21 protein-coding genes and 2 pseudogenes are annotated in these 23,425 nt (G+C 50.9%); 7 read left to right on the plus strand and 16 right to left on the minus strand.

Annotation, left to right across the window (positions count from 1 at the left end):
- Window positions 1-14: 14 nt before the first annotated feature.
- From EDM55_RS27500 to EDM55_RS27510, 3 genes are all read right to left on the minus strand, one after another.
- Window positions 15-497 (minus strand): flavin reductase family protein, encoded by a 483-nt coding sequence (locus EDM55_RS27500; protein WP_092272597.1) that lies wholly within the window; start codon window positions 495-497, stop codon window positions 15-17.
- Entirely contained in the window at window positions 497-2,005 is a 1,509-nt protein-coding gene (locus EDM55_RS27505) for a 4-hydroxyphenylacetate 3-hydroxylase family protein (RefSeq protein ID WP_092272600.1), read from the minus strand. The genes EDM55_RS27500 and EDM55_RS27505 overlap by 1 nt, the downstream gene beginning before the upstream one ends.
- A 279-nt stretch (window positions 2,006-2,284) precedes the next feature.
- The gene (locus tag EDM55_RS27510) at window positions 2,285-2,572 is read right to left on the minus strand and encodes a putative quinol monooxygenase (RefSeq protein WP_122961865.1); all 288 of its coding nucleotides are present in this window, start codon (window positions 2,570-2,572) and stop codon (window positions 2,285-2,287) included.
- A 380-nt stretch (window positions 2,573-2,952) separates the two neighbouring features.
- Between EDM55_RS27510 and EDM55_RS27520 the strand changes: the two are divergent.
- Together EDM55_RS27520 and EDM55_RS27525 are read left to right on the plus strand one after the other, a co-directional pair.
- Window positions 2,953-3,618: pseudogene (locus tag EDM55_RS27520) on the plus strand (DUF7737 domain-containing protein); the annotation flags it as partial.
- Window positions 3,619-3,909: 291 nt separating this feature from the next.
- On the plus strand, window positions 3,910-5,469 hold the full coding sequence (locus EDM55_RS27525; RefSeq protein WP_141295458.1) for an OmpL47-type beta-barrel domain-containing protein: 1,560 nt from the start codon (window positions 3,910-3,912) through the stop codon (window positions 5,467-5,469).
- A gap of 80 nt (window positions 5,470-5,549) precedes the next feature.
- Here the strand turns inward: EDM55_RS27525 and EDM55_RS31215 are convergent, their stop codons facing one another.
- The 5 genes from EDM55_RS31215 to lplA form a co-directional block, all read right to left on the minus strand.
- Window positions 5,550-6,275 carry an alkaline phosphatase family protein gene (locus tag EDM55_RS31215; protein ID WP_259676110.1) on the minus strand — a complete coding sequence of 242 codons (726 nt, stop codon included), beginning with the start codon at window positions 6,273-6,275 and terminating at the stop codon, window positions 5,550-5,552.
- Between the two features lie 144 nt (window positions 6,276-6,419).
- Complete coding sequence (locus EDM55_RS31220) at window positions 6,420-7,007, minus strand: hypothetical protein (protein WP_259676111.1); 588 nt, start codon at window positions 7,005-7,007, stop codon at window positions 6,420-6,422.
- Between the two features lie 350 nt (window positions 7,008-7,357).
- Window positions 7,358-8,503: an ABC transporter permease gene (locus tag EDM55_RS27535; protein ID WP_246070996.1), complete on the minus strand. Its 1,146-nt coding sequence runs from the start codon at window positions 8,501-8,503 to the stop codon at window positions 7,358-7,360.
- Between the two features lie 2 nt (window positions 8,504-8,505).
- Window positions 8,506-9,243, minus strand: coding sequence for an ABC transporter ATP-binding protein (locus tag EDM55_RS27540; RefSeq protein WP_092272612.1), 738 nt, complete (start codon window positions 9,241-9,243; stop codon window positions 8,506-8,508).
- A gap of 17 nt (window positions 9,244-9,260) precedes the next feature.
- Window positions 9,261-10,253, minus strand: a complete 993-nt coding sequence (gene lplA / locus EDM55_RS27545; protein ID WP_122961869.1) for a lipoate--protein ligase — start codon at window positions 10,251-10,253, stop codon at window positions 9,261-9,263.
- 259 nt (window positions 10,254-10,512) lie between these two features.
- On the opposite strand from lplA, the gene EDM55_RS30665 reads away from it, so the two are divergent.
- From EDM55_RS30665 to EDM55_RS27560, 5 genes and pseudogenes are all read left to right on the plus strand, one after another.
- Window positions 10,513-10,953, plus strand: coding sequence for a cache domain-containing protein (locus tag EDM55_RS30665; RefSeq protein ID WP_218033704.1), 441 nt, complete (start codon window positions 10,513-10,515; stop codon window positions 10,951-10,953).
- Window positions 10,878-11,981: a methyl-accepting chemotaxis protein gene (locus EDM55_RS27550; protein WP_218033705.1), complete on the plus strand. Its 1,104-nt coding sequence runs from the start codon at window positions 10,878-10,880 to the stop codon at window positions 11,979-11,981. Before EDM55_RS30665 ends, EDM55_RS27550 begins: the two co-directional genes overlap by 76 nt.
- Window positions 11,982-12,094: 113 nt before the next feature.
- A pseudogene (locus EDM55_RS31225) lies at window positions 12,095-12,641 on the plus strand (cache domain-containing protein).
- Window positions 12,613-13,620 carry a methyl-accepting chemotaxis protein gene (locus tag EDM55_RS30500; RefSeq protein ID WP_246070995.1) on the plus strand — a complete coding sequence of 336 codons (1,008 nt, stop codon included), beginning with the start codon at window positions 12,613-12,615 and terminating at the stop codon, window positions 13,618-13,620. Before EDM55_RS31225 ends, EDM55_RS30500 begins: the two are co-directional and overlap by 29 nt.
- A 137-nt stretch (window positions 13,621-13,757) precedes the next feature.
- Complete coding sequence (locus EDM55_RS27560) at window positions 13,758-14,468, plus strand: ArsR/SmtB family transcription factor (protein ID WP_122961870.1); 711 nt, start codon at window positions 13,758-13,760, stop codon at window positions 14,466-14,468.
- 4 nt (window positions 14,469-14,472) lie between these two features.
- Here the strand turns inward: EDM55_RS27560 and EDM55_RS27565 are convergent, their stop codons facing one another.
- The 8 genes from EDM55_RS27565 to EDM55_RS27605 all read right to left on the minus strand — a co-directional run bounded on the left by EDM55_RS27565 (window position 14,473) and on the right by EDM55_RS27605 (window position 23,425).
- Window positions 14,473-15,369, minus strand: coding sequence for a DMT family transporter (locus EDM55_RS27565; RefSeq protein WP_122961871.1), 897 nt, complete (start codon window positions 15,367-15,369; stop codon window positions 14,473-14,475).
- An 88-nt stretch (window positions 15,370-15,457) separates the two neighbouring features.
- Entirely contained in the window at window positions 15,458-15,916 is a 459-nt protein-coding gene (locus tag EDM55_RS27570) for a hypothetical protein (protein WP_092272631.1), read from the minus strand.
- A 30-nt stretch (window positions 15,917-15,946) separates the two neighbouring features.
- On the minus strand, window positions 15,947-16,642 hold the full coding sequence (locus EDM55_RS27575; protein WP_122961872.1) for a response regulator transcription factor: 696 nt from the start codon (window positions 16,640-16,642) through the stop codon (window positions 15,947-15,949).
- A gap of 6 nt (window positions 16,643-16,648) precedes the next feature.
- Window positions 16,649-18,100: a sensor histidine kinase gene (locus tag EDM55_RS27580; protein ID WP_122961873.1), complete on the minus strand. Its 1,452-nt coding sequence runs from the start codon at window positions 18,098-18,100 to the stop codon at window positions 16,649-16,651.
- 114 nt (window positions 18,101-18,214) lie between these two features.
- Window positions 18,215-19,078, minus strand: coding sequence for a hypothetical protein (locus EDM55_RS27585; RefSeq protein WP_139228103.1), 864 nt, complete (start codon window positions 19,076-19,078; stop codon window positions 18,215-18,217).
- Between the two features lie 213 nt (window positions 19,079-19,291).
- Window positions 19,292-21,340: a penicillin-binding transpeptidase domain-containing protein gene (locus EDM55_RS27590; RefSeq protein ID WP_122961874.1), complete on the minus strand. Its 2,049-nt coding sequence runs from the start codon at window positions 21,338-21,340 to the stop codon at window positions 19,292-19,294.
- A 306-nt stretch (window positions 21,341-21,646) separates the two neighbouring features.
- Window positions 21,647-22,345, minus strand: coding sequence for an FHA domain-containing protein (locus EDM55_RS27600; protein WP_122961875.1), 699 nt, complete (start codon window positions 22,343-22,345; stop codon window positions 21,647-21,649).
- A 195-nt stretch (window positions 22,346-22,540) separates the two neighbouring features.
- A complete protein-coding gene (locus tag EDM55_RS27605) occupies window positions 22,541-23,425 on the minus strand; it encodes an alpha/beta fold hydrolase (protein WP_092272653.1) in 885 nt (294 codons plus the stop codon).

A 23,425-nucleotide genomic window follows, 5' to 3' on the forward strand; every position in this document is an offset into this window, starting at 1 on the left:
TTCTGGCGACTTCGTCAATGCGTTGGATTTTCTTGCAGAGTCGCCAGCTCACGATATTTTCCCTGTGAAAACAGCAAAGGCTCGCCCTCATTCAATCGAATCTCCGTTACTTCCCCGATGAACAATGTGTGATCTCCCGCCAGATGCTCAGCGACCACGTTGCACGTAATCGTCGCGATCGTTCCCTGGAGTACGGGCAGGCTGTCGAGTGTATCGAATTTGACTTCCGTCTCCTCTTTCTTTTGACCGGCAAAAAGGGCCGACAACGCTTGCTGATTTTCCGCTAAAATGTTGACCGCATAACGCTTTGTCTGCTGGAGCCGATTGTGCATGTGTGCATGCAAACCGACAGAGACAAGCACAAGCTTGGGATTCAATGAGACCGAAACAAAGGCGTTTGCCGTCATGCCATAGGGTCTTCCTTCAAACTCGGTGGTTATGACTGTGACCCCCGTGGCAAATTTGCCCATAGCTGTGCGAAACAACCGATCGTCCATCAGCGTACCAGCTCCTCTTTTCCGACGTTCACCCAATTGCTGTTCGTCCAGCCATTCAGATCGTAGTCACCCATCGCTTGCTCCACAAACGCTTTGAATTTAGCGGATTGGCCGGTAGCGTCCATGATTTTCAATGTTTCCAGACGGATGTTTTCGGTATTGCCGGCGTAATTCACCTCGTACAATTCGTGGCGGCCGCCGAACTCGCTCCCGATCGCATCCCAAACCAGCTTCATCAACTTCACACGTTCTTCCGCGCTCACTCCAGAACCTTTATAGTAAACGTCCAGGTACTGGCGGATTTCAGGATTTTGAAAATCATGCGCGCTCGACGGCAATTGAATCAACCCACCGGCGACGACTTGTTCGAAGATGCTCTTAACCTTCAACCAGACCATCGGCGCCAGTACACGGTAGGATGCTCCTGCATTCGTTCCCGGCATGACGACCCCATTTGGTCCCATGGTCACCTCGGAGCACATGGCTGTGGAGAGTGCCCAGAAGGTGTTGCGCCAAGCAAGCACTTCACCGATATTCGCCTGAACACCTCTGAATTGATTGGTGCCAGACATCTCCGTCGCCTTCAGCAAGAGACCTGCCATAAAATCGAGTTTAACTGCGAAACGGGTACAGCCATGAAGGGTAAAGCGGTTGAAAAAGCCGGTTTGAACGAAGAAGTTGTTTGTGACTTCTACATTTTTGTAGGTCAGGACGTCTTCCCAAGGAATGAACACGTTGTCGAGGACGATCACGGCGTCATTCTCATCGAAGCGGCTGGAGAGCGGATAATCAAAGGGTGTTCCATTTTTTGCTGCTGACAATTCATAGGATTGGCGGCTTATCATTTTCAGACCCGGCGCGTTCATCGGGACAAAAAAGATCAGTGCATGGCTTGTGTCGCCATCCCCAAGATCGGTCGCACCGTAGTTGGAGACGAAGTTATAATGAGTTAGCGCTGCTGCGGTTCCTACCATTTTGGCACCGCTTACAATAATCCCGTCATCACGCTCGGCTACTGCGCGAACGAATGCATCTTTGTTTTCATGAAGCGGTTTGGAGCGGTCAATTTGAGGATTGACCAGCGTGTGGTTGCAGAACGGCAATTCTTTCACCGATTTCTCGTACCATCTCTTCGCATTGCTCTCGAAACCTTTGTAGTATTCCGCGAATGGACCCAAGTGTGCGGTAAACGACGCTTTGTAGTCAGGGGTCCGCCCCATGTAGCCGTAGCTCAATCTGGACCATTCCGCAACCGCATCCCTCGATTCCAGCAGCTCTTTTGCACTCTTAGGTGCTTTGTAAAATTTGTGCGTAAGGTGTCCATCTTCTGTTTTTGTCGTCAATGCAGGAGCGGTTTGTGGGTCGTGCAAGGCATCGTACATGCGTTTAATCGATCTGGCAGAATTCTGGTATGCGGGATGAGAAGTGACATCCTCAATCTTCTCACCGTTCAAATACACCACTCGACCATCATTGAGACTGTCTAAATATTCTTTTCCGTTCATCATTTTCGTACAATCCCCCCATTTTGAATCGTTTTTTCATACCTGAATGTAAAATGAAACGCAGGAAATAATAGGGAACGTATCCCTCCTTTTATTGCGTTCTAATATGAGAGAGGTAGGTTCGTTGATATTGTCCTTATCGTAATGGACTGCCGTAATATCAAGCAACGACACTATTAGTCTGAAAATTAAGTTATTTTAGACACTATCTGTTGGTCGAGGTCATCCGTCAAGCCGGTACATAGAAAAACACCGCCATTCAGAAGATGGCGGTGTTGCTTGTTAGTTGATTGTTTTGAGCTTATGCACTTCTCTCGTTGCTACAATATCGGCGATATTTGCACGATATTCTTGATAATGGCTTGACTGGATATGGCTATCTACTGCTTCGTTGTCCTTCCATACTTCATAGAGGACAAACGTACTGTTGTCGAGAGACTGGTGAAGGTCGTACCTGATACAACCGGCTTCCGCCCTCGAAGCTGTTTGTACCTTTTGGAGTTCCTGTAACAATTGTTCTTCGAGGCCTTCCTTCGGCACTAAAATGGCTGTGATTACGATTGGTTCCATGTTGTTTGACCCTTCCCCTCACTACTTGTTTATCAGGTATATATTCTGCTTCCTGGCTCATTTCACCTTCCATACGATTGGCCAAAGTGCCTGGCAGTCACTCCTGATTGGGTGCATAAGCACTTCGCCTTCGTGGACCATGGAATCAGCACGAGCGTATTGTACAGGGCAGCCCACATGCGGCTATCGGTCAGGAATTGCTTATAATAGGCGAACCCGACAAAGTTCGAAAGGAAGTACGTAATTAATGTCTTGAGGCTCAAAGTTCTTTTTTAATGCGTTATAAATAAAAAGGTCATAATTTAATGTTATGAAACTTATTTGACCATCACTTTGATAGATTAGGTATTGCCTTAAATACGGGATAAGTTCCTGTTTCTTTTAAGCAAGTATTTCGCGAGCTGTACCTGCCGAATGCGGATGAATTGGCCCACGCCACACATTCACGCCGCTATGCGGGTTATCAGGTGCAGCCGAAGAAAACAGTCGCTCTCCTAGAGGGCAGACAGTGGACAGTCAGCTATGAGGAAGGCTTGCAAAAGGTCTTTTATTCCGAAAATCTGATTGCCAGTCTACATGCCATGGCGAACTGGTTCTCCCCTTCGGATACAAAAGCGCCTACCCTTGAGGTCATTCAATTTGTCGACCGCGCGACCTACAAGAACGTGGAGCTGAGTAAAGTTCCTCTCGTCCTTTTCTCAGAAGTCATGCGTGATGTCGATCTGGTGGTCAGCGTGGCCCATGTCGGCGGCGTTGATCCGGAAGCGAGCCTGACGACCGTCGAAATGCGCCGCGTCATCGTTTCGGAATCGCTGCGTCTTTTGAAGCTTGGCAACGTGCGTATCGATAGCAACTATGCTCGCATCGAAGGAAGCCTGGGAGAGTTCGCGGTTCATCTGGGCAGTGGCATGGTCTTCAAGCAGGCAACTGGTGCCCTGCACATTATCCCGGTACACATGCAGCATCGTGGACGCCTTTTCCTGCCCTTCCTCGACGAAAATACGAAGATCAAGGACCCGCAAATATTAATGCAATTGCAAGGCTAGATGGTTAGAAAACTTGGCTCCGCCAAGCTTTTAGGTGGAGCCTTAGTACCCAAAGGGCACAAGTCTCGCTAACTCTCTTCGTTCGAAGTCTCACTATGTTGCCCTTATACTGGCTAAGAATCTTATAAATTCTTACTGTACAAAAGGCCCCTCTGAGCAGTCAGGACAAAAGTCATATTTCCTTCTCGCTTGGAGGGGTATTTTAATAAATTTACAAAATAAGGAAGGTCTTTCTTTGTTTTGAAAGAACTATATCAAAGATTTGTAAATCAAAGAGAGGGTGAAGGAATTATGAGGGTTAGAATAAGGCTTTTTCATTTTTGGGTAAGTCTCTTGCTGCTTGCGCTATCACTTGGTGGAGGCATCCGTGTGGCTCAGGCAGCCGAGCAAGAGGACAGTCCCTACCAGCCCGTACTCTATGAGAACAGCAAATTCTTCCACATGTCCGCACCTGTCAGCTGGTTGACCATTACGATCAGCAAAGGCGACACGCTGCTAGCCACGATTACCACCTACGGAGAAGATCGCCGCTCCACCTGGGGCTACCAAACCTACCTCGATACGTCCCTCTTTCATAAAGGGGACATCATCACATTCCAAATCTACGATCCTACCCAAGAAAAAACCTACACAGTCCCAGTCGAAGTGCAGCCGACCTCCTCTACCAAAACCACTCCTCCTACCAAACTGACACCTATCAAAGAAAAGGATACCCAGATTCGCGGTGAAATCCGCGGCGAAGTTCTGTACGGTTTGAAATCTCTCGTAACCATCACACGAGATGACGAAACGGTGGCCCAAGGCATCACGTATGTCAACGACGACGATTCCCAGTCCTTCAACATTCCGTTGGCCGAAGGGGTATCCCTTCAAGAAGGTGACCAACTGGCATTCACAGCGGAAACTCCCGGCTTCTTGCCCAGCGATTCCATCGAAGCGACCGTACATGCATCCGATTATTCTCCAGAAGATGAGGAAGCGGTCAACCAAGATGTCACTTGGCTGCAAGAGACGATGAGCTATATGGAATACGTACCGCCCAGAGTGGATCTTCCCACCGCAGGCATGAACGGGACAACGATCACTTGGTGGTCCAGCAAGCCTGACGTGATTGCCCCAACCGGGGAGATATCTCCCCCCAAGAAAGACGAAGAGTCCGTCACCCTGAAGGCAACCATCACCAAAGGGAACGCCTCCAAAGCAGTAGAATTTCGGGCCATTGTCCGAAAGCAAAAGGATTCCACGCCCCCGGTGACCACACTGCAGCTATGCGAGAAATGCACGCCCTCTGAACAAGGCTGGTTCAATCAATCCGTCTCCTTTACACTGTCTGCCCAAGATGATCAATCTGGTGTGAAACAAACCGAGTACCAGCTGACCAAGAAAAAATGGGAGCGCTATAAAAAAGCCGTTTCCGTCAAAAAAGAGGGCATCTACCAGATTCAGTACCGCAGCACCGATCTTGCAGGCAATGGAGAAGAACCGCAAAAGCTCGAGCTAAAAATTGACAAGACTGCCCCAAAGCTTGACGTATCGGTCAACAAATCCAAACTGTGGCCCGTCAACCACGAGCTGGTTCCCATCCAGGTGAAGCTAAAGTATCACGATTCGTTGTCTGGGCTTCATTCCGTAGAGCTGGTATCCATCACAAGCAACGAAGCAGATATGAACCCGGATGATATTCAGGGAGCGGATTACGGTACAGAAGACACCTCGTTCCTGCTCCGCGCAGATCGAACTGGGTCAGGCAAAAAGAATGCACCGCGCATTTACTCGATCACGTATGTGGCAAAAGATGCAGCAGGCAATGAGACGAAAAAAGTCGTGCAGGTAACCGTGCCGAAAAAATAACGAGGAAACAGGAAAAAGGCTTGCGTCCTGAAATTAGGAGCGCAAGCCTTCTTGCTGCAAATGAAATGCTTTATTGTTCTTCAAATAGCCCTTTTGGAATTTGGGCATCCCAGTTTTTCGGGATATCGGGTCGTAGAGCGCGTGCTACTACCGCAGCCGTATCCATATTCCTTACCTGAGACAGCTCGGTCCCCGGTTTGATGGAGGCACCTTTGGCTGCCCAGAAAATGGTCTGTTCTTCCTCGGAAGATCCACCATGCCCTGTTCCTTTTCCTCCATGATCCGTGGTGACGATGACCAAAGTATCCTCCATCAAGATTCTCTTCCAAGGCTTCAAGGATAGCTCCCACATTTTCATCCTCTTTTTGAAGCTGGTCGTAGAATTCCGGTGTGAAATAGCCGTGAGTGTGTCCGGCTCCAGCGGAATCCTCAATGATCCCGATGTTGATAGAGCCCCACGTAGCGGAGGACGCTTGCGCCAGCTTTGGACGCTCTTGCTTCAGCAGCTTCATGTAGGACGGGTACGCGTTTTTCTCTGGATAAGGGGTAGCCGCTACGATATCGTTCGTCAATCCATGCTTCTCTGGTGTGACACCGTGCAGAATCGCTCCCCAGTTTTGCGCACTGATCGTGGGCAGCATCGCTTTGGCTTCAAAGGTTCCCGCGCCTTCTTCCATCAGCTTCAGGATATTCGCAGCATTTGCCTCCGGGTTTTTCACGGCATCGCCTGCTCCATCAATCCCGATGACCACGACCCGTTTGTAAAGGAACTCATCCTGATAAGGCGCCAGCTTGTCGCTCATCATTTTCAGGTCTTTTTGGTCTACCTTTTAGTCGTTGTTGATATCCGCTGTCTGCGCTTTTGCCCATATTTTATCCTCCGATCGGCTACCCTGGTATTTTTCAATAGCTGTCAGATCATCCTCGCTAAGAGGCCATCTCCTGATACGTTAATTGAGTTTGTCACCGTGGCATCGGCTTTCGCTGTTTTGCTGCCATCGACGGTTTTTACCGTAATTTTTGCTTTTCCCGGCTTGCCGGCTACAACCGTTGGGCGGCCATCCACCATGACGATCTTGGCAACCTCGATCTGCATCCACACCCGGAGTCTTCACCAAAAAGGAAACGGTGAAATCCTGATCAGCGCCAAACTTCAATTTATCATTCTCACCTAGATCAACCCAGGTTGCATTGTCTTTGGATGTCGATTGGAAGTGAACGGCTTTGCCCAATCCTTCACGACCTTGTGCATACTTTGGTTTTCCGTGAACTTCTACAGGATAATGAGCATTTGAGCCATCCTCGATTTTGTTTTCAAACAGGAATCGATAGAGTTGCTTTTCAGGTGAAAGTTCTTTTACCATCGTCTCTTTTGCATGAACAGTTGCATTCAGATACGGGGCTTGTCCAACAACGCCACCCGTCATCAGAGTCGTAGCGGTCAGCAATGCAGCAAGCCCTTTTTCTACCTTGTAGATCTTCTCGCCGAGCTCATGTGGTAGGATACCAATCCTCCCTTTCCTTCTCCCTAATTGCATGCAGGCTGGAATGTTTTACCAAAATAATTGTAGAAGTGTATTGTAAAGCCTTCATGAAACGCAAAAGTAAAAACAGTAAATTTGATATTAATAACACATTTCAGGACTTCAAATCACAACGAAACACATATTTTCTACCTACAACCAGGAGCCTACCGAAATGCTCCTGCTAGGGACTAAGACATAAAAAGCAGCTTGCCTAAGGGACAAGCTGCCTTACCTTTGGATTATTTCGGGAGAATGAATGATTGGATTTGCTTCGGTCTTTACATTTTCTTTACAGAGGTGCCCCATGACAAAGAGGCTTGACTACGCAACTGCTAGCCAAGCCTCTTGCCCGATCTTTAGAACTACCATTTCCACACGGCGAGTCCGATCAAAAGATTCACGGCCCCTTGCACGAGCAAAAGTACCCGTCGCACCCATACGGCCGCTGCCTTCCTCTGCTCTTCGTTGATAGGCAGCAAAAACGTCTGGCTGCGATGGCGTGCCTGTCCGCCCATTCCCTTCAGCTGACTTGCCGACATCAGGAGAAAGACCGCGATGACCGCCAGCTTCCCCAGCGCTCCGGGCAGAATCAAGATCAAGAGAGAGCTGATCACAACCAATCGCAAGTAAATACCCGCGAGATCGTCCGATCGTAAAAACAGCTTCAAGTACAGGGTCCGTGCCGCGTTCGCTTTGCCATAAGGAATCAGCTGCGCTGTCCACAGCAGCCACCTTCGCGGCTTGACTCGCAGCTGCAGGGACGGAACATCCCGGAACTGATTGGCGATCTGGTAAAACCGCAGGCGCAGTCTGTTTTCCATCTCCAATAGTGAATACCACTGATATCGATGGCGTTTTACGATGGACTGGATACGAATCATTAACCAGACAAGCAGCACCATCCAGACAACGGCACCATACGGGACGTGCTGGTAAGCAAGAAAGCTTCCCTGGCTGAGCATCCAGGCGAGCACGTAATACGTCAGGATAAATCGCGCCAAGGTGTAGCGGGTTTGGCGTTTTTTGTCCGGCAGGCGCAAAATGATCCAGCTACTGTACACATTCCAGCCCTTGAGGATCAACGGCACTCCCCAATACAGCCAGCCCTGTGCACCTGTCATCCCAACCTTCCCTTGATACACAGGCAAAAACAGCAGAAGGATGAGAAACAACCCGATACTTTGGACTACAAAATTATAGACCTGCGTCTTTTGAAAATACCGATCCATTTTGGTCTCAGCAGGTGTCAAAAAGATCAGATCCGCCTCTAGCAAAAAGGTTCGATGCAGCGTTTTCGTCACAAAAAAGGCATATACCAGGGCAAGCAAATACGGGACGGGAACCCACGAAGGAATCGCCTGAACGAGACTCGGGTAGTAGTAGGCCAATAGCCCGCAAAGAAAGACGGCGACCATGAGCACGCCTCCGTTTGCCATATACTGACCGTAGCGGATTAGCTCAGCGGAAAACCGCTGCATTCGTTCGCGAAACAGCGCATCTACATCCATCATCATTCTTCCTCGACCAGGTGCAAATAAATATCGTCCAGCGAGTGCCCCGTCATTCCCGTGGACTGGCGCAGCTCATCCAGCGTCCCCTGCGCTTTGATCCTGCCTTTATGCAAGATAATAAAGCGGTCGCAATACTTCTCCGCGGTAGCCAGAATATGGGTGGACATCAATATGCCTGCCCCCTGCTCTTTGCAGCGCGCAAGCCAAGTCAGCAGCGTACGGATACCCAGCGGATCGAGCCCGAGTATCGGCTCGTCTACGATGTAGAGCGAGGGCTGGACCATCAGTGCCATCATAATCATCAGCTTTTGGCGCATTCCTTTGGAAAATTGCTGCGGAAACCGATCCTTCGCTGCTTCCATGCGAAACTCTTTGAGCAGCGGAAGCGACCTTTCCTCCCATTCCTCTTTGGACAGGCCGTGACTCATCGCCGCCAGCTCCAGATGCTCCCACAGCGTCAATTCCTCATAGTAGATAGGGGATTCCGGGATGTAGGCGTACGCGTGACGATACGAATCCGGATCATCGAAAAAGGTTCTTCCCGCTATGCTAATCTCCCCTTTTTGAGGCTCCAGCAATCCCAATATATGCTTGATTGTCGTGCTCTTCCCCGCGCCGTTCAATCCAATCAGCGCAACAATCTCGTTTTTTTGAATACGAAAGGAGACATCCTCGATTACTGCATGGCTAGCCGAATAGCCACCTGTGACCCCTTTAACTTCCAACAAGGCTGACATGGTGCCACCCCCTTTCCTTATCCAAACAGCAGGGACACAAAATCCTCTTTCTTCAGATTGCCAAAGAACGCCTGGAGGTCGGTGTCGGCAAGTGCACTTGTCACTGCTTGACGATCATACGGTATTTCGTGCAGCAGCGCCTCCAGCTCCGCTACATCTCTTACCCCGAAGAAGTCCCCGTAAATTTTGGCCGTCTGAATGCGCCCCTTCTCAATATCCAGCTGCACTTCGATCGTGCCGATGCCTTCGAAGCGCTTGGTGGCGCGATAGTTGCTTTTTGGCGATTTTCCGTAGTTCCAATCCCAGTTTTGATAGCGCTCGCGGGACAGCTCGTGAATCTTCTCCCAGTCCTCTTCGGTGAGCTTGTACTCTTCGACTTCTCCGCCGCCGAAAATGGAATGCAAAATCGCCACGCGGAACTCCTCAATCGTCATGTCCCGCTCCAAAAATTCAGTAATATTGGCGACGCGGCTGCGGATGGATTTGATCCCTTTGGACTGGATCTTTTCCGCATTTACCTTCAACGCCGATACGACATTCTCCATTTCCGAATCAAAAAGGAGTGTCCCGTGGCTGTACATGCGCCCTTTGGTAGAGTATTGCGCATTGCCGGAGATCTTTCTCTCGCCCACCTGGATGTCGTTGCGGCCAGTGAGCTCGGCTTCGACTCCCAGCTCTTTTAATGCCTGTACGACTGGCTCTGTAAATTTGCGGAAGTTGTGAAAGGACTGGCCGTCGTCGTTGGTAATAAAGCTGAAGTTGAGATTGCCCAGGTCATGATAAACCGCTCCCCCGCCAGATAATCTGCGGACGATGTGGATGTTGTTTTCCTCTACGTATGTAGTGTTGATTTCTTCGATGGTATTTTGATTTTTTCCGATGATGATCGAAGGCTCGTTTATATAAAAGAGCAAATAGTCATCGCTCGCCGGCAGCTGCTTCAGTGCGTATTCCTCAATGGCAAGATTGATTCGGGGATCCGTAATTCCTTGATTATCAATAAATTTCATCGGATTCTTCCTCCATCCAAAAACGTTCTTTTCTCCATCATACCATTTCTACTTGTCATTCGCTCCTGCGCAGAAACAGTGAGATTGTTACAGCACTTGAAAGCTGGATTATCATACGTGTTCTAGTTCCCTGACAAACGAATGATATAAGCGTTTTCTTATGTAACATTTCACTAAACTCCCACTGAGGTTCTGACGATAAGAATAAATGTCATCATAAGACTTCTTCTTTTTTTCATTTCGCTACAAACTGATTATCATGTGCTTGCTGTTACTCGCAGTACCCAGTATCGTCATTGGATTGAAAAGCTACTACTCCGCTACGGCCAATCTCAATGATCTTGGCGCGCGTTCACTGAAGAACAACGTCAAGCTGACCTTGGAAATGATTGATGCCCTCAATAAATACGTCGAAGCAGGCAAAATCAGCCTGGAAGAAGCGCAAGAACAGGTGAAGCAACACATTCTCGGACCAAAGCAAGCCGATGGCACGTTCTTCATGCGGGATTTAATCAAAAAAGCCATCGACGGCGGCGACTACACCGTCTACCAATTGGAGGACAGCAAGAATCCAGGAAAATTCCAGGAAAAAGTCGCTTATGCCGAGATGGATCCGCATTGGAGATGGATCGTTGCCGCATTTTTGCAGTCCGCTCTACCAAACCGCTTGTCTCCATGGCTTCTTCCGTCAATCGTGTAGCCGAGGGCGATTTGACTGTCGAGCCGCTGCAAGTAAAAAGCCGGGATGAGATCGGACAGCTTGCCCATGATTTTAATTCCATGACAGCCAATCTGCGCGGACTCATTTCTCATCTGGGAGAAAGCGCGGAGCAGGTCGCTGCCACCTCTGAGCAGCTGACAGCAAGTGCTGAACAAACGAGCAAAGCAACGGAACAAATCGCTGTCACGATGCAGGAAGTAGCCACAGGCACGGATGAGCAGGTTCGCACTGTCGAAGAAACCGTGCAGACGATGAACGTCATGGCCGGACAACTCCAGCATATTTCTGCCAACAGTGAACAAGTATCCGCTACCGTAGAAGAAGCTTCACAAGCGATCACGAACGGAAATCAGGCCATCCATACAGCCGTTGCCCAAATGAGCTCGATCAGCACGACTGTAAACGGGCTGGCTTCCTCGATCATAATGCTCGGTCAACGCTCGGCTGAAATCAGCAACATCATTCAAGTGATCACGTCCATTGCCGAACAGACCAATCTGCTCGCTCTCAATGCTGCGATCGAAGCAGCACGTGCTGGCGTGCATGGTAGAGGCTTTGCTGTCGTTGCCGACGAAGTACGCAAGCTTGCGGAGCAATCGGCCCAGTCCACCAAGCAAATCACGGAACTGATCGCCTCGATCCAGAACGATACGAACCAAGCAGTCGAAGCGATGGAAACAACGACGACTGAGGTTGCCGCAGGAATCGAGGTCGTAAACGTTGCGGGGCATTCCTTCCAGGAAATCTTGAGCAGCATCCAGGCGGTTTCCCAGCAAATTCAGGAAGTAACAGCGGCTACTGTGGAAATGAATGCAGGTGCCGAACAGATCACCCACTCGATCGAAGGCATTGCGAGCACGGCTGAAACGACTGCGTCTGGGACACAAAACGTCTCTGCTGCAGCCGAAGAGCAGCTTGCCTCCATGGAGGAAATCACCTCATCCGCTGGCTCTCTCTCGCAAATGGCCGAGGACCTGCAAGCGCTGGTTCAACAATTCAAAGTATAGGAAGCCTTACAAAAAACTGTCTCCTGCTAGCACTTCCCTTCTAGCACAGGCAGTTTTTTTATACGCATTTTTGTATATATTAATTATATTCTGACTCCATTTTCCGTTCTCTATTGTCGATATATTTCTTAGAAACACAACTAAAGAATCGGCAAGGTAGGTGTTCTTTATTATGGGAAAAGTACGTCGAGGAAGGGAAGATCAGCCAAGAGGAAGCCCAGGAGCAGGTCAAAGAGCATATTCTCGGTCCAAAGCAAGCGGACGGCACGCGTACGATCAACAAAAACATCGACGTGGGTGAAAATGGGTACATTTTTGTCTTGAGCGATAAAGGCTCCATGCTGGCTTCCCCCAAAATGGAGGGCAAGGAATCCTGGGATGCCAAACGTCCTGGCTCCGAAAATCACCTATGCGAAGCAGGACCCGCACTGGGGCTGGATCATCTGTGCGGGCACCTATATGGAGGATTTCAACAAGCCAGCCAAAATGGTTCTGTACAATTTGCTGCTCTTCTTAGGTCTGTTCATCCTCATCGGCATTGTCATCTCGTGGATTTTTGCCAGTCGAATCGCAAAGCCGATCAAAGCGATGGCTGTATCCGTGCAAAGAGTGGCAGCCGGTGACCTGACTGTTGAAAGTCGCTGTGCAAAGCCGGGATGAAATCGGGCAGCTCGCCGCTGACTTCAATGATATGACGGAAAACCTCCGTGGTCTGATCCAGCGAGTAGGGGCGAGTGCCGAGCATGTGGCGGCTACCTCTGAGCAGCTGACAGCAAGCGCCGAGCAAACCAGCAAGGCGACGGAGCAGATCGCTGTCACCATGCAGGAAGTCGCGACAGGTACAGATGAACAAGCGCGCACTGTCGAGCAAGCCTCTGAGACTGTCACTGGCATGTCGACACGTCTGCAGCAAATCGCGGCCAGCACGGAGCAAGTGTCTGCCACAGTGAAGGAAGCTTCGCAAATCATCGCCCAAGGAAATCAAGCCATCGGAACGGCTATTACCCAGATGAGCTCGATCAGCGACACTGTTGGCGGATTGTCTGCCTCCATTCAAATGCTTGGGCAGCGCTCTGCTGAAATCAGCAAGATTGTCGAGGTCATTACTTCGATTGCGGAGCAAACCAACCTGCTTGCGCTGAATGCTGCGATCGAAGCGGCCCGTGCAGGAGAGCACGGCAGAGGGTTCGCCGTCGTTGCGGATGAAGTACGCAAGCTCGCTGAACAATCCGCCCATTCTACCAAGCAAATTACCGGGCTGATCGCAGCCATTCAGGATGAAACGAACCATGCCGTAGATGCCATGGGAATCACGTCAGCAGAGGTGGCAGCAGGTATCGATATCGTCAACGGTGCCGGACAGTCTTTCCACGAAATCCTCCGAGGCATTCAAAATGTCACCGCCCAGATCCAGGAAGTGACGACCGCCACCTCGGTCCTGAGCTCTGGTGCCGAGCAAGTCGTTCACTCCATCGATGTCATCGCGCATACAGCGGAATCCACTGCATTTGGCACACAGAACGTCTCCGCTGCAGCCGAGGAACAGCTGGCTTCCATGGAGGAGATTTCCTCCTCTGCTGCGTCTCTATCCCAGATGGCAGAAGAACTGCAAGCTTTGGTGCAGCAGTTTAAGGTCTAGGTTTACGCCAAACAAAAGGCAGCCTCATCGGAAAGCATTCCGGTGCTGGCAGCCTTTTTCGTCTTCTCCTTGCTTGAAAGGCAATCACATTTCGCTTATGATCGAATTATCATTGCAATCCAAGGAGGTTATGTGAGATGAGTTCTGTGCCCAATATCGGTGAGGTCGCTTCGTTGATCGGAGAACCATCCAGGGTCGCTATGCTGCTCTCTTTGCTGGGTGGCAAATCGCTGCCCGCCAGTGAGCTTGCGCGTGCGGCACGCATCACGCCCCAAACCGCCAGCTCCCATTTGGCAAAGCTGGTCGAAGGTGGCCTGTTAGTGAATGAATCCTACGGCCGTCACCGCTATTACCGTTTGGCCAATGCGGAAGTCGCGCACGCTCTGGAAGCATTGCTCGCCATCGCAACTCCGAGGCCGATCCGCTCTCTGCGCGAGTCCGATCAGGTCCGTGCCATGCGCTTTGCCCGTACCTGCTATGATCATTTGGCGGGGGAAGTAGGGGTTGCCCTGACTGATCAGCTGCTCTCTCTGCAGATGATTGAAGAAGCGGATCAGGAATTTGTCTTAACGGAAACAGGGAGACAAAAGCTGCAAAGCCTCGGGGTCGATGTGGAATTCAGTCCCAAAAACCGCCGCCGCTTTGCCCGCCCCTGTCTGGACTGGAGCGAGCGCCGTCATCATCTGGCAGGTGTGCTCGGTGCGTCCTTGACCAATCGCTTGTTTGACCTCGGCTGGATCGAACGACTGCCGGAAGGACGCGCGATACGCCTCACTCCTGCCGGGATAGCTGGGCTCTATGAACAGTTCGGAGTAGACATTTCTCAAGGAAAAGAATCCGTACACTAACCGCTCATCCCGTCCGGTCACTCGAAGCCGCACTAGGCTGCGATTGCCTTTTTGCTGAAAACGTCCAGTTTACGAGAAAAATACCTGCGAAAATAAGCAGCCCACCTGCGTAAACATGCCATTGAACGACTTCATCCAGAAGCAGCCAGCCAGACAGCACGCCAAAGAACGGGGCGAGGAACAGGAAGGCGCTGGTCCGCCCCGGGTCTCCTTGGTTCAGCAGATAGAACCATGTGGCAAACTGGACGATCGATGCCATGATCGCCAGCCAGAGCACGATGAACACCGAGGTTGGCGTGAGGATCAGCTTCGGCACCTCCAGCGTGACCCCCATGATGAGCAGCACGATTCCTCCCGCCAGCATCTGATAAGCCGTCATCACCCACACGTTGAAATGAATACCCCATTTCTTCACCAGAATCGTGGCAATCGACCAGGAGATCGCGGAGCCAATGCCAAACAAGGTCCCTGTTTCCCATTGCAAATGCGATCCGAGCGTAATAAAGACACCTGCAATCCCGACCAACACCCCTGCCCATTGGCTGAAACGATACCGCATGCCGAGGAAAACCGTTCCCCAGATGACGACCAGCAGCGGATTCATGAACGTCAATATGGAAGACTCGCCAGCCGTGATAGTACGCAGGCTCAGAAAGATGCAGCCCATGACCACTGCCGTTTGCAAAAAGCCGATGAGACCGACCTTCCCCCACTCTCCCAGCGTTGCCGGAATGGGCTTTTTCCGCACCCACAGCGCCATGAGCAGTCCGGCGAGCGTAAAGCGCATCCCTACCAAAAGCAGCGGTGAAACATACGTCAAACCAATCTTTCCAATCGCAAATGAAGATCCCATCAAGGACGTTGTCACCACGACCAAAATCGCAAACAAAATTGGATTCATCACTCTCGCTCCCATCTCTTCCGTCCGGTTGTTGCTTTCATCATACCTGATGATTATTTCGATGGGAGACGAAGCATGAAAGAGAATGCTACTTGGGTATTCTTTTTCCCCAAGGCTTAAATACGGACAGCAGAAAAATAGCTGCTAGCGAAACGATCTGCAGGATGATCCCGATCAAGAGCATATCCCGATTTCCTCCGTGAAGCGCTCCAGCCGTCCAAACGTACATCCCGATAGGTCCGAGAAGGATTGCTACAACAGACAGAGCCTCCTTTGCAAGGATCCAGTGATAGCGCAGGAAGCCCCAATGAGTAAATGCCGACAGGAGAATGCCCGTAACCAGCGTCCCAATCGTCGATGCGCGGACAGAGCTCTCGGATAGGATATGCATGACCGTATAGCAAGCCTGAACGACCTGTGGATCTCCAGTGGTTCCGGCAACAATACTCAGGACCAGAAAAATGACCGCCCCTCCGAGCATGATCGCGGAGAAGATCACGTGAAGCAGCAGCAGCCACTTTTTCTGCGTCATGCTGATTGTCTTCATTTTTTACACCTCCCCAACTGCTGACTTTCTTTACAGCTGAAAACGATAACCGACGCCCCAGATCGTCTCGATATACTGGGGATTCGAGGGGTCTGTCTCGATTTTTTCCCGAAGCTTGCTCACATGAACGGTTACGGTTGCATTGTCTCCGTACGCATCCATCCCCCATATCTTTTCAAACAGCTCATTTTTGGTAAACACCCAGTTGGGATGGGACGCCAAAAAGAGCAGCAGATCGTACTCCTTGCTGGTCAAAATTGTCTCTACCCCATTTACGAATACCTTTCTCGCAAGCTTATCGATGCGGATTCCCCGTATTTTGAGCTCTTCTGCAGGCAGCTTCCGCGTCTGATCTGCAAGCAAGCGGTCGTAACGGGACAAATGCGCTTTTACTCGGGCGACCAGCTCTCCTAAGCTGAACGGCTTGCTGATATGATCATCTGCACCCAGACCCAGGCCGCGGATTTTATCGATATCCTCCTTTTTGGCGGAGACGAGCAGGATCGGGATGTTTTTGACTTCCCGCACACGCTTGCATATTTCAAAGCCGTCCACTCCCGGCAGCATCAAATCGAGCAGGATCAGATCGTACTCCTCCGTCAGCGCCTTTTGAAGTCCCAGATCGCCGCTCATCGCGATCTCCACCGCATAGCCGCTCGCTTCCAGATAATCCTTTTCCACCTCTGCGATGACTGGATCATCCTCAATGATCAGAATAGGTCGCAAAGCCGTTCACCCCTTGCCCTTGCGTCTTGGTATGGTCATGCAAATGCTCGTTCCCGCGCCAATCTGGCTCACCGCTGTCACGCTGCCCCCATGCCCTTCTATGATTTGCTTTACGATTGCAAGCCCGAGTCCGCTGCCGCCTTTCGCTGTGTTGCGCGATGGGTCTGCCCGATAAAAGCGGTCAAAGATAAACGGGAGCGCCCCTTGCTCGATGCCTGACCCGTTATCCTCGATTGCGATCATCACGTTCTCGTTGTCATGGGAAAGCGTCAGACGAACTCTCTTTTCCGGTTGATTCAGGTACTTCAAGCTATTGTCGATCACATTCATGAACACCCTCCCAAGCTTTTCACGATCGGCCATGACCAGAACGGGCGACAGCTCGGGCAGGCTGCAGCTCACATCGACATCCTCCAAGCGCGGGTCAAGCTGCAATTCTTCCGTAAAATCCTTCAAGAAAGCCGCCATGTCCATCTCCTCCCAATGGAAAGGAAGCTTCCCCTGGTCCAGCCTGGAAAACAGAAACAGCTCGTCGATCAGCCGGTTCATCTGCTCGGATTTGATCCCGATCATTTTCAAATACTTTTCCCTTTTTGCTTCGGAATCGGCAATGCCGTCCGTCATCGCCTGCACGCACGCCTGAATACCGGTAATAGGTGTCTTGAGATCATGCGAGATACTGGCGATCAGCTCTTTGCGATTTTCTTCATACTGTAGCTGCAAACGAATCGAGTCGTGCAGTCGTACTCGCATTTCTTCAAAGGCATCGCCCACTTCGCCCAGCTCATCCTTTCGATTCAGCCGAAAGGATCTCTCCAGGTTCCCTTCTTTTATGTCTCCTGCCACACGCTTTAAGGCATTCAAAGGCTTGATGATACTGCGGGAGACGAGATAAGTCAGAAGCCCGTTCGTCAGCACGATGATGACCAAAAGCGACAAAACCAGCGAAAGGATAAAATTTCTTCCCAGGGAAAGCAGGGGCTTGTTGTCAGTAAGGAAATAGGCTATGCCTGCACTCTGATCCTTGTAGGTAAATGAGAGTGTCTCGACGCTCTTCTCTTTTCTCCATGACCACGGCCTGCTATCGTTACCCCACGCCCCTGTCATGAGCTGCTCCAGCTCTGGCTTGCTGACTGTGGGCGATGCATGCACGACCGCTCCCTTTTTCACAAGTACAACGGCTGCCTGTAGTGGACCCAGCTGACCGTCCACGCTCTTCAGTACGTCTGGGTCCAGCAGACGGTCGGGATCGTGCTGTGCCATGAACTTCACGCCTGCGAACACCTCGCTCTGCTCGTTGAACAGATTGACGAAAGGAGGTCCGCCACGATCTATCCCCCCTCTTTCCATATCGCCAAAAAAGAACGTAGCCAGCGTCGATGCCGTCAATCCGAACAAGACGACAGGTACGATCATCATGGCTAGATAGGATAGCAGAAGTCTGGTCTTGATAGACATGGCGTTCATTCCCCTCCTTTACTAGCGCAGCAAAATCTTCCATATTTTTCCGATTGGTGCCGTACAAGCATTATACTATACAGCTTCGGCGGACTCACCCGATCTGACGTCTCGCTACTTCCATACGGGATGATGCCACTCCTCCAGCGTTTCTACCTGCTTTCCCGTCAGATTGATGTGCTCTACCTTCGTTTGGGAAAAGCCGCTGAGAGCTACGTCTACTTTCAGGACGAGCTCATGCTTTTCCCCTGCCGCGTCACTCCCCGATACGTGGATCTGGGCCTCCTGGCTTTTTATCCGGTTGTCCGCGTCAATGCTGGCATGAAAGGATACCTGTTCGACATCAACATCCCCTTGCAGAGCAGGCAGGCTGATTTTTGCTGGTGCGTCCTGCTTGTGCTCCGCTATTTTGGCGAACAGCATCGTCGCTGCCTTGTCTGCAAATATAGGAAGCTTATCCTCTGTCAGCTCCAGGCTGACTTGCTTGCTCCCATCCGGCAGATTTTCCACGTTGGAAAGCTCACGAATGTTACCCAGCGCAATGTTTCGGATGTGCTCCACGATCACCGGCGGCTCTGTATGCTCGCGTTCAAAGCGCCCTGTCGCCCAGTTCTTTTTCTCCAGAATGCGGTACGTGTCTCTGCCGTCTGTTTTGACAATCACCTTCCCGTCCTCTCGATAGGCTTGAAAGCTCTGCTCTTTTTCACCGAGAATGTCTTGGATGACACCGGACACGCTCGCTTCCTGCTTCTCCCGATCGACCTTTGCCTCACCGCTTACATGGATCAAGTCCTTGCCGTTGTCCGTAATACCCACGCTGACATGCGCCGTCAGATTCGGTTCTGTTTTGGTATGCTTCATCGCTGCCTGATACGCTGCCAGTCCGGAATTGTCCGCCTGCACGGGCAAACCGGCTCCCCACAGCACGACCGCACCAAGTCCGACACTCAATCCGATTCCCCACCATTTTTTCTTCATGGTCATTCACCGCCTCATTAGGTTCAGCGCCTTGCTTGGAAGGCCCTGAATAAAGAATAGCCCCGAGGTCTAAACCGCCTCTAAATCAATTCTAAAAAAAGGCTAAAGTCTTTTGCGATTGGGGGTGGAGGGGAGCAAAAAAGAGAAAAAGCCGCCCTTGCTCATGGTTCATGCGAGCAAAGACAGCCTTCGTCCTGTTTTCTTTTCTCTTTCTTAGGGCAGGGCCTGTGAAAAGATCCGTTTGACTTTGGAGTCCAGCACATGACTGCCCCCGCGCCCGCGGACATCCTCTACCATCATCACGAGCAGGAGTCTGGAATCATCGACATTGATGGCTGCGTACCAGCCATTTTCACGCCCAAGCTCGCCCTTCTTTTGCTTGAGCTCAGCTGTACCTGTCTTCCCCGCAAGCTGATGACCAAAGACACGCGCTCCTCTCCCCGTTCCCCGCGGATCCTCCATGACTTGCAGCAAATCCTGCCCAATGATCTGAGCACTTTCTTTCGTCATGACGTTCTGCTTCCAGAATGGCTCATGCTGCTCCCCCTGGATTAACGAAGGATACACCATGCTTCCATCGTTTACGTAGGCGCTGTATACCAAGGCGAGATGCAACGGGGTCATCGTCACTTCCCCTTGACCGTAGCCTGAATCCGCCAGTTGAATCTCGTTTCTCATTTCTGCGTTCGTCAGCTTGGATTTTTCCACAGGAAACGGGATCGGGATCGCCTCCCCAAAGCCAAATTCGGTTGCCTGCTGCAAAAAGGGCTCCTCGCCGATCGCCAGTGCCGTCTGCGCAAAATAGATATTATCGGAATAGACGAGTGCTTTTCGCAGATTGACCGGAGATTTGTAGTCACTGACACGCGTAACTTCGTAATTCCCCCACGATGAATCCTTTTGCCAGTGCAGCCCTGTGATGCTTCTCTCCGCTTGCGTCGTGATCGCACCGGTGTCGAGGCCAATCGCTCCCGTAATCGGTTTAAACGTCGAGCCAGGCGCATAGCCGTGTGCAAAACGGTTGAGCAGTGGCTTTTGTGGATCAGTATTCAGCTTGTTCCACTGCGTCGTCGACATGCCGAGAATAAAATCGTTCGGATCATAAGCTGGCGTACTGACCAGCGCGAGAATATCCCCCGTCTTGGGATGAATCGCTGCAGTTGTACCTGCCTCCTGCTTGATCTGTTCGTAAATCTCTTTTTGGAGCTCGGCATCAATAGTAAGCTTCACGGTCTCCCCGTTTTTTGCGGGCTTTTCCCCAATGAGCTTTTTCTCGATTCCTTCTGCATTCAAAATCGAGATTCGCCCACCTACAGACCCTCTCAAACGCTCCTCATAGATTTGCTCCAGCCCTACCTTGCCGATTCGGTCAGAGGATATATAGCCTTGTTCTTTTCGTTTCTCTAGTTCCTCGGCACTGATCGCGCCTGTATAGCCGATCAGATGTGCCATTGCTTCCTTGTATGGGTAGTACCTCACTTGCTTCTTTCTGAGGACAATCCCTTTGGTGTCCGGCAGCTGAAAGAGTCGTGTATCGTCCTGCACCAGTGTCGCAATCCGGATAAAGGTACTCTTCGCGGCAGAGCTTCCCTTCAAAAAGTCAGCTAATTCTTCTGAGGAAAGCTGCAGGATGTCGCCTACCTGACTTTGACCGGCTTGTGGCAGCTCGCTCCATTCGCTAGGATCTACGCCTACTTCCACAACGACGCGATTGGTTGCCAGTGGTCGACCTGCACGATCCACGATTTCACCGCGCTTGGGTGCCACCGTAGAAGCTCGCACTTTGTCTCCATTCTGCATGTCCGGCAGCAGGAAAGACGGATTCCACATGACGTACCAGCCTTCCTCACTGTTTTGCTGCTCCTTCACCAAGGTCGCTTTCCCTGTGAAGGCGATTGGGTCTACAAATGTCTCCATGCTGAAACGATAGTGCAGCTTGATGGTCCCATCATCATCTGGCTCTAGTGGACCGTTGTACAAGGGCTCAACCGTGACGTGACTCGCCTCGATCCCCTCATAAATATTTTGATAGCGCAAGATAAACTGCTCTTTTGTCATTTGCTGTTTGGTCTTTGCCGAAAGCTGTTCGTACATCTCCGCAAACTCTCCGTTTTGCCAGTGAGCGGTGTACGCAGAAAACATCTCTTTTGCCTTTTCTCCCTCTCGCTGGGGGCTGTCCTGCCACAGGCTCCAATAGACTACGCCAAATCCCGCCAAGACGACCACGAAGACCGTCCAAAACCATATCCATGTCTTTCGCACCAGGATCTTCTCCCTTCCCATTCCCCAAGATAATATAGAGGCATTGGAAAATATATGGAGAAATCCTCATGCACCCATAAAAGCAGGATCACAGAGATATGATATGATGTTGAATATTCAGATTATAAAGGGCGCTTGGAGGAAGATAGTTTTGGGCCAGGACATTCAGGGTATTTTGCAATCGCTGGCTGCCTTGCTCACCTCGCATGGCGTGCTGATCGTGCAAACGCTGCATCCTTTTTCCGCTATGCTTCCAGAGAATAAGGGCTCGTTCGTTCTGCTACGCACGAAAAAGGAGGCTCATCCTCAGCCTCCTTCTTCCATTTCCCACATATAACCGTAGCGAGGAATGGTCGTGACGTTTTCGCCGTAACGCCCCAATCGCTTGCGGAGCCGGTAGACCAGCGCATTGATTTCAGCCTTGCCCACATCGGGAATCGTTTTGTCCGAGCCCGCCAATCTTTCCGGCCAGATCAGCACCATGATTTCCTCGTAGCTTACTGCCTGATTGGCCCTTTGGTACAAAAGCATCAACAGATCCATATCTTTTCCTGTCAGATGAAGCCGTTTTCCATCCAGACGAATTTCCCGTCGCTCCAGATTAATCAGCAGCCCCGGCAATTCGGATGCCGCTTGCATCATGGGCAACGACAGCTCGCGAGTCGCATCCAATTCGCTTCCTTCCGCGAAAAAGGTCAGCTCAACAGCTCCCTTCGCCAGACTGATATGATCCCCATGCCGCAGCAGCTGCGGCGTATCGTAAACGTCCACTCCATTGACTTGTGTACCATGCTTGCTTTGCAAATCCGTAATGGCGTACAGCTCACCCATCTTTTGCAACAAGGCATGCTTTCGGGATACGTACAAGCTGGAGAAAGCGATGTCTGGCTGAAATTGCGTCCCGCGGCGTCCAATCGTGTAAGCGTCCTTGGACAAGAACTTTCGCTTGTGCAGCTGGTCAGGATCGCCTTTTTTAATCAGTATATAGGCACTGTCGTCCAACAACGTGCATCACCTCAAAAAACGAGTTGGCAAACTTACATTCTCTTATTTATATACCTCTACCGCCAGATTTGTCTATTCTATCATAATCACCTGGTAGGATTGTAGGTTTGCCAGTTCTCCTGAGCAACAAGCCTTTTCCATGCAAAAACTCCCGTCGATGACAGGCACCGCGGGAGCTTTGAAACTTTCCTTATCCTACACGATTCTTCTTTGAACAAAATCCAGCACCGTCGCTACATAGTGGGCATGCTCGTCTTTGATGACGCTATGACTGCTGTTCTCAAAGATGACCAGTTCGCTTTCCGGTATCAGACTTGCGATTTCCTCCGAGTCCTCCACAGGGGTAATCCAGTCGTGTCTAGCCCCCATGACGAGTGTTGGCACGTGAATGGTAGAGAGCTTGTCGCGCTGATCAAAGGTCTTTAGGAATCCGCCGAACCCTTCATTCAATGCCTCGAAGCAGCGGTTGGAACGCGCACGTGCATCCATCGCCGCTTTTCTCTCCTCTTCACTCGGATCAGCGTTGTGTGTCACCGAGTACATCGGCGCCATCAATTCATAAAACTTGGAAAGCTGCTCCTGAGACGAAAATGCCCCCTCCCACAATACCTGGGCGATTGCTTTCATCTCTTCTGTGCCCTTCTGCTCCACTATTTTTTGGGCCTTATGCAAAAACTCGTAGCTGGGCGAGGTCGTCAAAAGCAGCAGCCCTGCCACATTGTCCGGGTAGCGCAAAGCATATGTCTGGGCAACCATCCCCCCATAGGAATGTCCATGCAGGATGATTTTGTCCAATCCCAGATGCTTGCGCAGTGCTTCAATATCCTCCACGTTGTTTTCGAGTGAGTACGACTCCTGCGGTCCTTTTGCAGAACGTCCGCTCCCCCGGTTGTCGATATAAATGAGCTGCATCTTTTCCGCCAGCGGAGTCAAGCCTGGCTTGTAGCCCGTGTGATCCCCTCCCGGCCCCCCGTGAAGGACAAAGCACACCGGTTTCTGGCGCAAGACCGGCCCATCCGGTACCCATCCCATTCCTTCTACATCAAAGAAAATTCGCGTTCCGTTGATATTTGCATACAT

Source organism: Brevibacillus centrosporus (genome assembly GCF_003710815.1).
GTDB classification, from domain to species: Bacteria; Bacillota; Bacilli; order Brevibacillales; family Brevibacillaceae; genus Brevibacillus; species Brevibacillus centrosporus.

Coding starts and splice junctions, on each gene's coding strand:
- EDM55_RS27500 (WP_092272597.1), bottom strand. CDS start 497: ATGGACGATCGGTTGTTTCGCACAGCTATGGGCAAATTTGCCACGGGG.
- EDM55_RS27505 (WP_092272600.1), bottom strand. CDS start 2,005: ATGATGAACGGAAAAGAATATTTAGACAGTCTCAATGATGGTCGAGTG.
- EDM55_RS27510 (WP_122961865.1), bottom strand. CDS start 2,572: ATGGAACCAATCGTAATCACAGCCATTTTAGTGCCGAAGGAAGGCCTC.
- EDM55_RS27525 (WP_141295458.1), top strand. CDS start 3,910: ATGAGGGTTAGAATAAGGCTTTTTCATTTTTGGGTAAGTCTCTTGCTG.
- EDM55_RS31215 (WP_259676110.1), bottom strand. CDS start 6,275: ATGATGAGCGACAAGCTGGCGCCTTATCAGGATGAGTTCCTTTACAAA.
- EDM55_RS31220 (WP_259676111.1), bottom strand. CDS start 7,007: ATGCAATTAGGGAGAAGGAAAGGGAGGATTGGTATCCTACCACATGAG.
- EDM55_RS27535 (WP_246070996.1), bottom strand. CDS start 8,503: ATGGATGTAGATGCGCTGTTTCGCGAACGAATGCAGCGGTTTTCCGCT.
- EDM55_RS27540 (WP_092272612.1), bottom strand. CDS start 9,243: ATGTCAGCCTTGTTGGAAGTTAAAGGGGTCACAGGTGGCTATTCGGCT.
- lplA (WP_122961869.1), bottom strand. CDS start 10,253: ATGAAATTTATTGATAATCAAGGAATTACGGATCCCCGAATCAATCTT.
- EDM55_RS30665 (WP_218033704.1), top strand. CDS start 10,513: ATGTGCTTGCTGTTACTCGCAGTACCCAGTATCGTCATTGGATTGAAA.
- EDM55_RS27550 (WP_218033705.1), top strand. CDS start 10,878: ATGGATCGTTGCCGCATTTTTGCAGTCCGCTCTACCAAACCGCTTGTC.
- EDM55_RS27560 (WP_122961870.1), top strand. CDS start 13,758: ATGAGTTCTGTGCCCAATATCGGTGAGGTCGCTTCGTTGATCGGAGAA.
- EDM55_RS27565 (WP_122961871.1), bottom strand. CDS start 15,369: ATGAATCCAATTTTGTTTGCGATTTTGGTCGTGGTGACAACGTCCTTG.
- EDM55_RS27570 (WP_092272631.1), bottom strand. CDS start 15,916: ATGAAGACAATCAGCATGACGCAGAAAAAGTGGCTGCTGCTGCTTCAC.
- EDM55_RS27580 (WP_122961873.1), bottom strand. CDS start 18,100: ATGTCTATCAAGACCAGACTTCTGCTATCCTATCTAGCCATGATGATC.
- EDM55_RS27585 (WP_139228103.1), bottom strand. CDS start 19,078: ATGAAGAAAAAATGGTGGGGAATCGGATTGAGTGTCGGACTTGGTGCG.
- EDM55_RS27605 (WP_092272653.1), bottom strand. CDS start 23,425: ATGTATGCAAATATCAACGGAACGCGAATTTTCTTTGATGTAGAAGGA.